General features: G+C 34.4%; 13 protein-coding genes. 7 read left to right on the forward strand and 6 right to left on the reverse strand.

What is annotated here, in order from left to right; all coding sequences use genetic code 11:
• Positions 1-9: 9 nt before the first annotated feature.
• Entirely contained in the window at positions 10-1,794 is a 1,785-nt protein-coding gene (locus BM371_RS19150; protein WP_081874514.1) for an Ig-like domain-containing domain, read from the forward strand.
• Positions 1,794-2,252: a heme-binding domain-containing protein gene (locus BM371_RS19155; protein ID WP_034672667.1), complete on the forward strand. Its 459-nt coding sequence runs from the start codon at positions 1,794-1,796 to the stop codon at positions 2,250-2,252. Before BM371_RS19150 ends, BM371_RS19155 begins: the two co-directional genes overlap by 1 nt.
• Before the next feature lie 48 nt (positions 2,253-2,300).
• Here the strand turns inward: BM371_RS19155 and BM371_RS19160 are convergent, their stop codons facing one another.
• From BM371_RS19160 to BM371_RS19180, 5 genes are all read right to left on the reverse strand, one after another.
• A complete protein-coding gene (locus tag BM371_RS19160; protein WP_034672664.1) occupies positions 2,301-2,819 on the reverse strand; it encodes an NUDIX domain-containing protein in 519 nt (172 codons plus the stop codon).
• A complete protein-coding gene (xerD, locus tag BM371_RS19165; protein ID WP_034672661.1) occupies positions 2,819-3,730 on the reverse strand; it encodes a site-specific tyrosine recombinase XerD in 912 nt (303 codons plus the stop codon). The genes BM371_RS19160 and xerD overlap by 1 nt, the downstream gene beginning before the upstream one ends.
• A 6-nt stretch (positions 3,731-3,736) precedes the next feature.
• Positions 3,737-4,168 (reverse strand): deoxycytidylate deaminase, encoded by a 432-nt coding sequence (locus tag BM371_RS19170; protein WP_034672658.1) that lies wholly within the window; start codon positions 4,166-4,168, stop codon positions 3,737-3,739.
• A gap of 33 nt (positions 4,169-4,201) precedes the next feature.
• Positions 4,202-4,969 (reverse strand): enoyl-CoA hydratase/isomerase family protein, encoded by a 768-nt coding sequence (locus BM371_RS19175; RefSeq protein WP_034672655.1) that lies wholly within the window; start codon positions 4,967-4,969, stop codon positions 4,202-4,204.
• A 100-nt stretch (positions 4,970-5,069) separates the two neighbouring features.
• Entirely contained in the window at positions 5,070-6,557 is a 1,488-nt protein-coding gene (locus BM371_RS19180) for a catalase (RefSeq protein ID WP_034672653.1), read from the reverse strand.
• A 108-nt stretch (positions 6,558-6,665) separates the two neighbouring features.
• Here BM371_RS19180 and BM371_RS19185 point away from each other — a divergent pair, with 108 nt between their 5' ends.
• The 5 genes from BM371_RS19185 to BM371_RS19205 all read left to right on the forward strand — a co-directional run bounded on the left by BM371_RS19185 (position 6,666) and on the right by BM371_RS19205 (position 11,366).
• Positions 6,666-7,616, forward strand: coding sequence for a LysR substrate-binding domain-containing protein (locus tag BM371_RS19185; RefSeq protein WP_034672650.1), 951 nt, complete (start codon positions 6,666-6,668; stop codon positions 7,614-7,616).
• A gap of 227 nt (positions 7,617-7,843) precedes the next feature.
• Positions 7,844-9,124, forward strand: coding sequence for a methionine adenosyltransferase (gene metK / locus BM371_RS19190; RefSeq protein WP_034672647.1), 1,281 nt, complete (start codon positions 7,844-7,846; stop codon positions 9,122-9,124).
• 87 nt (positions 9,125-9,211) lie between these two features.
• Positions 9,212-9,694 carry a hypothetical protein gene (locus BM371_RS19195; protein ID WP_081874555.1) on the forward strand — a complete coding sequence of 161 codons (483 nt, stop codon included), beginning with the start codon at positions 9,212-9,214 and terminating at the stop codon, positions 9,692-9,694.
• 190 nt (positions 9,695-9,884) lie between these two features.
• The gene (locus tag BM371_RS19200; protein WP_034672641.1) at positions 9,885-10,472 is read left to right on the forward strand and encodes an RNA polymerase sigma factor; all 588 of its coding nucleotides are present in this window, start codon (positions 9,885-9,887) and stop codon (positions 10,470-10,472) included.
• A 198-nt stretch (positions 10,473-10,670) separates the two neighbouring features.
• On the forward strand, positions 10,671-11,366 hold the full coding sequence (locus BM371_RS19205; protein WP_034672639.1) for a YjjG family noncanonical pyrimidine nucleotidase: 696 nt from the start codon (positions 10,671-10,673) through the stop codon (positions 11,364-11,366).
• Between the two features lie 71 nt (positions 11,367-11,437).
• Here the strand turns inward: BM371_RS19205 and trpS are convergent, their stop codons facing one another.
• Positions 11,438-12,406, reverse strand: a complete 969-nt coding sequence (gene trpS / locus BM371_RS19210; protein ID WP_034672637.1) for a tryptophan--tRNA ligase — start codon at positions 12,404-12,406, stop codon at positions 11,438-11,440.
• Positions 12,407-12,533: the final 127 nt, after the last annotated feature.

Genomic DNA, 12,533 nt, shown 5'->3' on the forward strand with positions numbered 1-12,533 from the left:
AATAATTTCATGAAAAGATTTCTTCTTTTATTTATCATTGGGATTCTTGTGCAGTCTTGTGCAAGAGTAGGTTCACCAGTTGGAGGCGCAAAAGACAGTTTGGCTCCGGAAGCTATCGGTTCGAATATCGATACGACGAGAGTGAATGTGAGAAGAGATATCAAAGAACTTCGTATCGATTTCAATGAGTATATTACGCTGAAGGATATCAATAAAAACCTTAATATTTCTCCACCCATAAAAAATATCAAGCGAATTCTTCCATCGAATATTGCCAATAAATTTTTGGTGATTCAGTGGACAGATACTTTGCAGGCAAATACAACCTATAATTTTAATTTTGGTAATGCGATTGTTGATAACAGTGAGGGCAATCCTCTGAGATATTACAATTTTGCATTTTCAACAGGCGAAAAACTTGATGATCTCTACATCAGTGGAGAAGTAACTGATGCTTTGGCTCTTAAAAAGAAAACCAGCTCAGAAAATAAAATGGTTGTTGGTCTTTATCAGTTGAAAGACAGTATGGACTATCGACAAAAACCTTACTATATTACAAAGGTAGATGATGATGGTTATTATGAATTAAACTATCTCGCACCGGGAAAATATAAAATCCTGGCTTTCGATGATGATAATGAAAACTCAATTTACAATCCCGGAAAAGAAAGAATTGCTTTCAGAAAAGATACAGTTGTTGTAGAGAAATCAATTTCAGGGTTAAATTTAAAATTATTTCCGTCTAAAAAACCTTTCAAAAAACCTGAGTTTAAAGAAATGGCAGGCGGAATTATGATGCTGTTTGAAGGAAATCCTGATGAGGTAAAAGTGCTACCGGTAAGTGAAAAACTTAAAAATATTAAAGTTACTCATATTCCAAAATCAGATTCGGTGAAAATTTGGTTCGATGCTGTAAAAAGTGATCTGGGACAAACGACCAACGAAAAAGTGGAGTTTAGCTATGATACAGGAAAAGTGCAGGATACCGTTTCTACTTTTTATAAATACAATAAGAAGAATGTGATGGAGCTTAATAATGACAGCGGTGGTTCTCTGCTACCTCCTAAAACCGATTTCACACTATCTTCAAACTTTATTATTGATAAAATAGATGCTGAAAAATGGACTTTAAAAATAGATAGCACAGTAACGGTACCTTTCACGGCAAAAATATCAGAGACAAACCCGTATCATATTTTGGTAAAAGCAGATTTTGAAAGTGGTAAAAAATATCAGCTGACTGTTCCTAAAACTACAGTCTCTTCATATTACGAGAAAAATCCTGATTCCAAACGTTTCGACTTTGAAATTGATAAGATTGAAAATTACGGGAAGCTTATTATAAAACTTAAAAACGCTCCGACAAAAAAATATTGGTTACAGCTGTTAGATTCAGGAGAAAAACCAATTTATCAGAAATATACAAGCGGAAACGAAGTCACTTTTGATATTCTAAAACCCGCGGAATATATCGTTCGTATTTTGGTTGATAATAATGAAAATAAATATTGGGACGAAGCCGATTTCGAAAACGGAGTTTTTGCCGAAGATGCCTATACTTACTATAAAACAGCAGTGATCAGACCTTTATGGACTTCCAATGAAGACTGGGATTTGACAGATACCAGAACTTTGGATACCAGTAAAATGGGAACAAGCAGTGGTTCTCCAAAGAATACGCCTTCTCAACCAAGTCAGAACAGACAGTCAACAACGAATCCTACAAGCACAACAATTCAAAACGGTAATACCAATACAAGAAGCACAAACAGACAGCTTCAAATACAGAGATAATGCAGAAGTTTAAGAAAATAGTTTTTTGGTGTCTGGTTGGTTTTGCAATGATTCAGTTTATTCCGATTGATAAAGTGAATAAGCCGGTGGATAAAAGAAAGAACTTTATAGAAGTTAAAAATACTCCTGCTAAAATTTCTGAATTGATAAAAAACGCTTGCTACGATTGTCATTCCGATGAAACGGTTTATCCGAAATACGCTTATATTGCGCCGTTTTCCTGGTCAGTAAAAAGTCATGTGAATGAAGGAAGAGAACATCTTAATTTTTCAGTTTGGGCAACTTATAATGATGATCTTAAGAAAAATATGCTGACGAAATCAATTCAGACGATAGAAAGTAAGATTATGCCGATGCCTGCTTACATTATTTATCATAAAGAAGCCAATCTTACCGATGCGGAAAGAACTTTACTGATAAAGTATTTTGAAGAGATATTAAAATCTGAAACATACTAATTTTAAATAAAAAACTCTCGCAATTTGCGAGAGTTCTATTTTTGATGATTATTTGTTGTTCTTAATATAGCTTTCAAAAAATATCTTCTGAGAATCAAAAGCAATGTCATCCAGATTGATTTCCGGAATTTTAATCCAATACGTCTCTGAAATTTCAGATAACGCTAATTGAGCTTCAAACTTCTCTGCAACGTTATATTCATAAAAAAGGTCGATCGTATTATAATCTATCTCTTTGTACTGATAAACATTCGGAAGGCTTGTAAGATATTTTAAATTATTAATATCAACATCAATCTGAAGCTCTTCAAAAAGCTCTCTTTTGCAGGTGTTTTCTGCACTTTCTTTAGGATCGACAAAACCACCCGCAAGATCGAGTTTTCCTTTTTTAGGCTCCTGATTCCTTTTCGTTAAATAAATTTCATCCTTGCAACGGATAACAACGGCAACGGCTCCTGCAACATTATTATATAAAGTAAAACTACATTCGGGGCAGCTCCACTTTTTTTCTCCATCCCATTTTAGGGTTTCTTTTCCGCAGTTCGGACAAAATTTTAATATTTTCATTAAGCAATATGAGAATTTCTCGGATGATAATTTAAAATCACATCACGAAGTTCTTCAGTTTTTAAATGGGTGTAAATTCCGGTCGTTGTAATGCTCGAATGTCCCAACATTTCTTGTATATACCTTAAATCGGCACCATTCTGCAACAGATGAGTCGCAAACGAATGTCTGAATGTGTGAGGCGAAATTTTCTTGCTTACTCCGGCTTTATCGGTAAGTTCTTTAATAATAATAAAGACAATCACACGAGACATCGAAGTTCCTCTGCTATTAAGGAAAAGAATATCTTCATGTTTTTTGTTTACCTTACTCTTAGAACGGACTTCATTAATATATTCCTTCAAAAGTTTAGCGGTGTATTGTGCCAAAGGAACAAAACGCGTTTTTTCACCCTTTCCGGTAATTTTAATGTAATTTTCTTTAAAATTGATATTTGAAATCTTAATATCAATCAATTCCGAAACTCTCAGACCACAACCGTAAAGCACTTCAATAATGCAGTGATTTCTTTTTCCAAGATCAGAACCCCTTTCGATAGCTTCAATTATCCTTTCGATATCGGTAAGGCTTAAAGTATCGGGTAAGTACAATCCCAATTTTGGTCCTTCCAGCAGAGCAGAAGGGTTGTCATCACGAATTTCATCTTCCAGAAGATACCTGAAAAAAGCTTTAATGGAAGAAATCCATCTCGCCTGTGATCTTTCACTGAATTTTTGTTTCGATAATTTGAAAATGTATTCCTGCAGATTGTCGTAGGTAATCTTCTCAGGCCCAGTGTTTTCAAGGTCGCCAACGGCATAATCTTTTAGTTTCTTGATGTCGCGAATGTAGGCGTCAAGTGTGTTTTCTGAAAAGTTTCTTTCGAAGCGAAGAAAGATTTCAAAATCTTTAATTTTTTCATCCCAAGTCATTGTGTTTTATTTTTTTAATTCATTCTCTGATACTTGTATTATTTCAATCCGATGTTCTTTTAAAAAAGCGATACCTTCATTATCTGAATAAGCATTAATATAGACAAGTCTTGAAATACCGGCCTGTAAAATCAGCTTACTGCATTCTTTACATGGCGACAAAGTAAGATACAGTGTAGCGCCACGAGCAGACTGTGTAGAGCCCGCCAATTTCAAAATTGCATTTGCTTCTGCATGAAGAACGTACCAGTGTGTTTTACCGTTTTCGTCTTCGCAGCAATTCTCAGATCCCGATGGGGTACCATTGTATCCATCTGAAATAATCATCCTATCTTTTACGATAAGAGCTCCTACCTGCTTTCTTTCACAGTAGGAAAGTTTTGCCCACTCCTGAGCCATCTTTAGATAAGCTTTGTCAAACTTATTGTACATCTGCATCGTTTATTTTCGAAATAATTTGTGATGTGGTATTTAGAAATTCGGCTTTCTTTTTTCTAAAAAAGCTGAAACTCCTTCTTGTTTGTCTTCCATATCAAAAAGCTCTCCGAAAAATTTTATTTCGGTTTCAAAACCTTTATCAGTATCCGACAGATTGGTTGCTTTAATCGCTTTTGAAATCGCCATAGGAGAATTTAACGCTATTGTTTTTGCTAATTCTTCTGTTTTGGAAAGAAGCTCACCAATTGGGAAAACTTCATTTACCAAACCGATTTCTTTTGCTCTTTGTGCAGGAATCATTTTTGCTGAGAAAATCATTTCATTCGCAATACCTTTTCCTACTAATTTTGGAAGTCTTTGGGTGCCCCCATATCCCGGGATCAATCCTAAAGTTACTTCAGGAAGACCAAGTTTAGCATTTTCGGAAGCGTATCTGATGTGGCAGGACATCGCCAGTTCTAAACCTCCTCCTAAAGCAAAACCGTTTACAGCAGCAATAACAGGTTTAGAAAGGTTTTCAATTTTATCAAAAAGAATATTTTGTCCGTTTCTTGCCAGCTCTTCTGCTTTTTCTTGATTAAAGTTACTAAATTCTTTTATATCTGCACCAGCTACGAATGATTTTTCTCCACTTCCGGTTAAAATAATTGCTCTTACTTCATGGTCAGACTGTAATTCATCAAGCGCCGAACTGATTTCCTTTATGGTCAATGCGTTCAGTGCATTCAGGCTTTCTGGTCTGTTTATGGTAATTACAGCTATTTTATTTTCTTTTTTTAGCAGTATATTTTCGTAAGTCATTATTTCTTTAATCTTTAAGAACCTGCAAATTAAAAATTTTTTACAAATAAAAAGGGAAAAAATTAATTTTTTCCCTTTTAAATGTTTATTATTTAATAGTTTACTTTGAATGATTCATCATATTTGCATCAATATTGACACTTAAACCTGAAGCTACTTTCATGCCAAGCTCAATATTTGCTCTGAAAAAATGACATAATTGACGGTTGATAATTTCATCTTTTTTTGGTCCGTCTATTCCACTCATACTACCAATAATATTATTTACAAGATGATCTCTGTCTTCCTGATTCATTGCTTTTGTATATAGAAGGCCGGGTTGAGTATAATGATCGTCATCGTTTTCGTTTCTATTGAAATTAGCAACATGATTGCTGTCTAATTCATATTCATAATTCTTGTAAGCAGAATCGGGTACAATATCATCGAAACTATTAGGATGATAATTCGGTTTGTCCTGATATTCACTTGAATCTGCCATAAAACCATCTCTCTGATAATTATTTACGGCAAAAGGACACCTGTTAACTTCGAGCTGATGAGCATTTACGCCAACTCTGTATCGGTGCGCATCCGGATAAGAGAATAGTCTTCCCTGAAGCATTTTATCAGGAGAGAAACTAATACCGTTTACTAAATTACTTGGTGAGAAAGTAGATTGCTCTACATGTGCAAAATAATTTACAGGGACTTCATTCAGTTCCATTTCTCCAACTTCGATAAGCGGAAAATTTCCCTGAAACCATACTTTTGTAATATCAAAAGGATTCCATCTGAATTCTTTTGCCTGCTCTTCAGTCATTACCTGGATGTACATTGTCCATTTTGGGAAATCGTTGTTATCAATTGCATTGCAAAGATCTTCCTGTGCAAAATCAGGATTTTCACCTGCCATTTTCACGGCATCATCATTGCTGAAATTTTTGATTCCCTGTTTTGTTTTAAAATGAAACTTTACCCAGACTCTTTCATTCTTATCATTAATCATTGAAAAAGTATGAGAACCAAATCCGTGCATATGTCTGTATCCGTAAGGAGTTCCACGATCTGACATTAAAATTAAAACCTGGTGAAGAGATTCGGGATTTAAACTCCAGAAATCCCACATCATGGTTGCGCTTTTCAGATTGGTTTTTGGAACACGCTTTTGAGTGTGAATAAAATCTGGGAATTTTTTGGCATCCTTAATGAAAAAAACGGGAGTATTGTTTCCTACAAGATCCCAATTTCCGTCTTCAGTATAAAATTTTAAAGCAAATCCTCTCGGGTCTCTTGCTGTATCTGCGCTTCCTTTCTCTCCGCCTACGGTAGAAAATCTCGCAAACATTCTGCATGAATTTCCAACTTTAGAAAATATCTTTGCTTTCGTGTACTGCGATATATCGTGTGTTACCGTAAATGTTCCGTAGGCTCCTGTTCCTTTTGCGTGTACAATTCTTTCCGGAATTCTTTCTCGTACAAAATGAGCAAGGTTTTCCTGTAATATAAAATCCTGTAATAATACCGGACCACGTGCGCCGACGGTCTGTGAATCCTGATGTTCAAAATAAGGTGCGCCGCTTCCTGTGGTTAATTTCTTTGAATCCATATAGTTATGATTTGAGGTTTATTTCCAATTTTCAGTATCAAATTTAGTTGAATTTTTAATTGCTTCTGCCAAAAACATCATATCTTTGTCATAGATAATATTAATCAGATGAACATTCAGCAATTGGAATATCTTATCGCTGTAGATAAGTACAAACATTTTGGTAAAGCGGCTCAGGCTTGTTTTATTACCCAGCCTACACTAAGTGCAATGATACAGAAGTTTGAAGATGAACTGGATGTAAAGGTTTTCGACAGAACAACTCACCCGATCAGAACCACGGATGTCGGACTTCAGATCATTGATCAGGCAAAGGTGATTATAGAATCTGTCAATGAGCTGAAAAACAAGGCGAATTTGCTGAACAATATTTTAGGAGGAACTATTAATCTGGGAATTATTCCTACCGTTTCGTCATTTATTTTACCGACCGAAATTTTCCATTTTCTCCAGAATAATCCTAAAATTCAGATGAATGTAAAGGAAATGACAACCGATAATATTATCAAAGCTTTGAAAGCAGGTGAATTGGATGCAGGAATTATTTCTACACCTTATGATAATGCCAATGAATTTTATCAGGATTTCTTGTTTAATGAAGAACTGATGATTTACAGTTCAGATACGGAAGCAAATAAGAAAAACACATTTATTGTTCCTGAAGAGATGAATGTAGAAAAAGTTTGGCTTCTTGAGGAGGGAAACTGTCTGAGAAGTCAGTTTGAAAACATCTGTCATTTAAAAGAAAATACATTAAAACCTAAAAATCTGGATTTCTTGGCATCAAATATTCAGACTTTGGTACATATGGTTGATAAAGTAGGCGGAATCAGCATTTTACCGGAATTGGCTTTAAACCAACTTTCAGAAGAACAGAAAGGTAAAGTGTTCAGATTTAAGAAGCCTTTCCCTTACAGAGAAATCAGCATCATTTATTATAAGCCGACATTTAAACAGAAAATTATCGATGAGCTCGGGTCTTTTATTAAATCTTCTTTAGAATCAAAATTAAATTACCACGAAGCCCCAAAAGATTTTGTAAGCATTAAACCTCAATAAATTAAAGACCGGATTTTTATTCGGTCTTTTCGTTTTTTATTTATCTGCGAAAAGTTTTGAGTATTAGAAAAATAGTACTTAAATTTGCAAACGTTTATTAACGAGGAAAAATTTGACCTGATTGCAACCTCTATAAAAAAATGCTAAAACAGTATAATTCTTTTTAGCTTTTTCCGGGCAATTATTCTATCTTTTTCTTCATATTTTAATTAAAAATACAAAGATATATGTCTTATTTATTTACATCTGAATCAGTTTCAGAAGGACATCCGGATAAAATTGCCGACCAGATCTCCGACGCACTTATCGATAACTTTTTAGCATACGACAAAACTTCAAAGGTTGCTTGTGAAACTTTGGTGACAACAGGACAGGTTGTTTTAGCAGGAGAGGTAAAATCTGATGCTTACTTAGATGTACAGACTATTGCAAGAGAAGTAATCAACGGAATTGGTTATACAAAAGGTGAATATATGTTTAATGGTGATTCTTGTGGAGTTATTTCTGCAATCCATGAGCAGTCGCCGGATATCAATCAAGGAGTTGACAGGATTGCTGCTGATGAAACTTTCGAAACAAAAGCAAATGCACAGGGAGCAGGAGATCAGGGAATGATGTTCGGTTATGCAACCAACGAAACGGCAAACTACATGCCTTTGGCTTTAGATTTGGCACATACAATTCTTAAAGAACTTTCTGCGATCAGAAGAGAGAATTCTGAGATTACATACCTTCGTCCCGATGCAAAATCTCAGGTTACGATTGAGTATTCTGATGATCACAAACCGGTAAGAATTGATTCTATCGTAGTTTCTACTCAGCATGACGATTTCGGAGCTGAAGAAGAAATGCTGAATAAAATCAGAGAAGACATCAAAAATATTTTGATTCCTAGAGTTGTGGCTTTACAGACAGAAGAAATCAAAGCTTTATTTAATGATCAGATTAAATATCATATCAACCCAACAGGAAAATTTGTAATCGGTGGGCCTCACGGAGATACAGGTTTGACTGGTAGAAAAATCATCGTTGACACGTACGGTGGAAAAGGAGCCCACGGTGGTGGTGCTTTCTCTGGAAAAGATCCTTCAAAAGTTGACAGAAGTGCGGCTTATGCAACCAGACATATTGCTAAAAACTTAGTGGCTGCAGGTGTTGCAGATGAGGTTTTGGTACAGGTTTCTTACGCAATTGGTGTTGCTGAACCTTGTGGTTTATATATTAATACGTACGGAACTTCTAAAGTTGGTTTAAATGACGGTGAAATTGCTAAAAAAGTATCTACAGTTTTCGATTTGAGACCTTATGCAATCGAGCAGAATTTGAAATTAAGAAATCCTATTTATCAGGAAACAGCTTCTTACGGTCACATGGGAAGAGAGCATTTTGTTGCTGATAAAACATTCAATAAAGGTCACAAAAATGAGTTGACTCTTACAGGTTTAGAATTCTTCACTTGGGAAAAATTAGATAAAGTGGAAGAAATAAAATCCGCTTTCGGAATTTAATTCTGGTTTTCGGTATAGAAACTGCTTTAACATGAAAATGCTAAAGCAGTTTTTTTTATTTTTACACTTAAATATTTTATAATGAATATGCGATCTGCAATCACAATACTTTTTCTCTTTTTTATCGGAACTCTGGTAAAAGCTCAATACACGGTTCATAAGATGATTAATGTAGGCTATGTTTACCAAAATCAAAGTTTTGGAGAAATAGGAGGTAAATTAATGTTTCTGAAAAATGATGATGTGATCTACAGATTGGGTGCTTCGGCTTTGATGGGATCTGCAAATTCTGAATTTGCGATTATGCCTAAATTACAAGGTGATATTTTATTCAATTTTGAAAGAAACGTAGACTTTTATCATTCCTATTACTTCCTTGCCGGAGTAGAAGGAACCAATAAATATGTTGCTCCAAAAATCGGAGTTACTCTTTTCGGAATTTTAGACCTTACCGGAGGTTATGCTTTTCCTGTTGGTAACTCAGGTTTAAATGGAAAAGAACTAAAAGGACTAAATGTAAATTTCACATTAAATATTCCTACAGCCTTCTTACATGATATGTTAAAGTAATTTTTTTTGCATAATTGTTGTAAATATTTAATAATTGCTTAACAGTTATTAAAATTTTATTTATATTTACAACATAATTTCTATGCTTATTGATAAGACTCTACTTTAATACCCGTTTACGCAAACAAAATTAAGCTTGATCCTAGTCAGGGAAAGTTTGTCAGCGGATAATAAATATTTGAGAAGAGTTATGAAATCAACAGACAGTCAATTAATAACCTTGTACCAAAAAGGTGACGAAGAAGCATTATCTATATTAATCCATCGCCATCAACGAGAGCTTTTTACATTTATTTTGTATAAAATAAATGATCAGGATCTTGCGAATGATGTTTTCCAAGATACATTCATCAAAATTATTGTAATGCTCAAAGAAGGGCGTTACAACGAAGAAGGTAAATTTATTCTATGGGCAAAAAGAATTGCTCAGAATCTTATTATTGACCATTTTCGTGCCAAAGCAAAAAATATAAAAGTTTCAGAGACTACTTTCAATAGCGACGAGTTTTCAATATTTGATTTGATAAGAGAACCTTCGGAAAACATTGAAGATCAGTTGGTAAGTATTCAGATCCAGGAAGATTTGCTGAAAATGTTGCAATTCCTACCACAAAACCAGCAGGAAGTGATAAAACTCAGGTTTTTTGACGGATTGAGCTTTAAAGAAATTGCAGAACATACGGATATGAGCATTAATACGACTTTAGGACGTGTAAGGTATGCGCTGATCAACCTCAGAAAAATCATGGAAGAGAATAATATTATTCTTACGAGATAATAATTCACAATGTTTCACGTTTTAAAGAAAAAACTTTTTTCGCCTATGAAAAAAAACGATTCTTTAAAAATGAAAAGCTTGAAACCCAAAAAGCAAACCATTGATTTTTTGCTCAGTTTCTCAAAAAATCTTGAAGTAGTGAAGATTAAGAACAATCACATTCACCTTTCAAAAAATTAATCATTAATTTTGTGCTGTATGAAAATTCAGCACATTTTTTTTGATCTCGACAATACCCTTTGGGATCATCGCCGAAACGCTTATCTTACCATCAAAGATCTTTTCGAAAAAGAAGAAATCACTTTTAAATACAATATTGATTTTGAAGAATTTCATTCTGTTTATCATGAAATTAATGAAAGACTGTGGGAACAGATTCGTGACGGAGAAATTGATAAAGAATATCTGAGAAAGCATCGTTTTTATGATACTTTCAATCGTTTTGGAATTGATGACCTCAAACTGTCAATGTTTTTTGAAGAACATTTCTTAGATAAGATTCTTAATTATAATCATCTTGTTGAAAGTGCTGATGTTATTTTAGACTATCTGAAAGCTAAAAATTATACGCTTCACATTATCTCAAACGGTTTTCAGGAAGTTACCGAAAGAAAGTGTATTCTTTCAGGAATTGACCATTATTTTCAAACGATTACCAGCGCAGATTCTGTCGGCGTAAGAAAACCGAATCCTGCTATTTTTGAATATTCATTTGGGGTTGCTGAAGCAAAAAAAGAAGAAAGTATTCTGATTGGTGACGATTGGATCGCGGATATCATCGGATCACAACAGTTTGGAATAGATTGTATTTTCTTTGATGTTTTAAATGAAAGTAAAGAGGTTGAAAATTTAAAAGTGGTCAAACATCTTTTACAGATTAAAGATTATTTATAAAAATATATTTAAATAGTTTCGGCGGCACCAAAGGTGCCGCCGAAACTTTATTCATTAAGAAATATTCAGAATTAAATTCCCAGACTTTCTCTTACTCTTTTAATGGTTTCTGTAGCAATTACTCTTGTTTTTGCTGCACCTTCCTGAAGTTTTGCTTCCAACTCATCAAGATTGTTCATATAGTAAGAAAATAATTCTCTTTCTTTTTCAAATCTTGTTAAAATTAAATCCAAAAGCTCTTTTTTAGCATGACCGTAACCGAAGTTTCCGGCTAAATATTTTGCTCTCAGTTCTTCGGTTTGTTCAGGCGTTGCAATCAATTCGTAAATTGCAAAAGTCTTATCGGTTGACGGATCTTTCGGTTCTTCCAAAGTTTTAGAATCACTTTCGATGCTCATCACCTGTTTTTTCAGTTCTTTTTCAGGTAAGAAAATATTGATGATGTTTCCTCTTGATTTAGACATTTTGTGACCATCAACTCCGGGAACATATTTCGTGTTTTCCTGCAATTCAGCTTGTGGTAAAACCAAAACTTCACCCATCTGATTATTAAATCTTGAAGCTACATCACGCGCAATTTCTAAGTGCTGAAGCTGGTCTTTTCCTACAGGAACAATTTCGGCATCATACAATAATATATCTGCTGCCATCAAAATCGGATAAGTAAATAATCCAGCATTCACGTCTTGTAAACGATCTGCTTTATCTTTAAAAGAATGCGCTAAAGTCAATCTCTGATAAGGAAAAAAACATGATAAATGCCAAGATAGTTCACAGGTTTCAGGGATGTCACTCTGTCTGTAAAAGAATGTTTTTTCGGTATCTAAACCACAAGCAAGCCAAGCCGCAGCTATTTCGTAGGTGTTGTTTTTAAGTTCTTTTGCATCTTTAATCTGCGTTAACGAATGTAGATTCGCAATAAATAAAAATGATTCGTTTCCTGACTGCTTAGAAAGCTCTACTGCAGGAATAATTGCACCCAAAAGGTTACCAAGGTGCGGTGTTCCGGTGGCTTGAATGCCGGTAAGAATTCTTGACATTTGTTTAAAATTATTTTAAAAAATTATTGAATTGCAAATTTAGGTATTTCTCCCACAGATTTGCATGGATGATTGTGAATTTATATCAATAGGGGCGGACTTTAGTCCGCTCTAATAATTTAATGCC

Source organism: Chryseobacterium formosense (genome assembly GCF_900116415.1).
Lineage (GTDB): Bacteria > Bacteroidota > Bacteroidia > Flavobacteriales > Weeksellaceae > Chryseobacterium > Chryseobacterium formosense.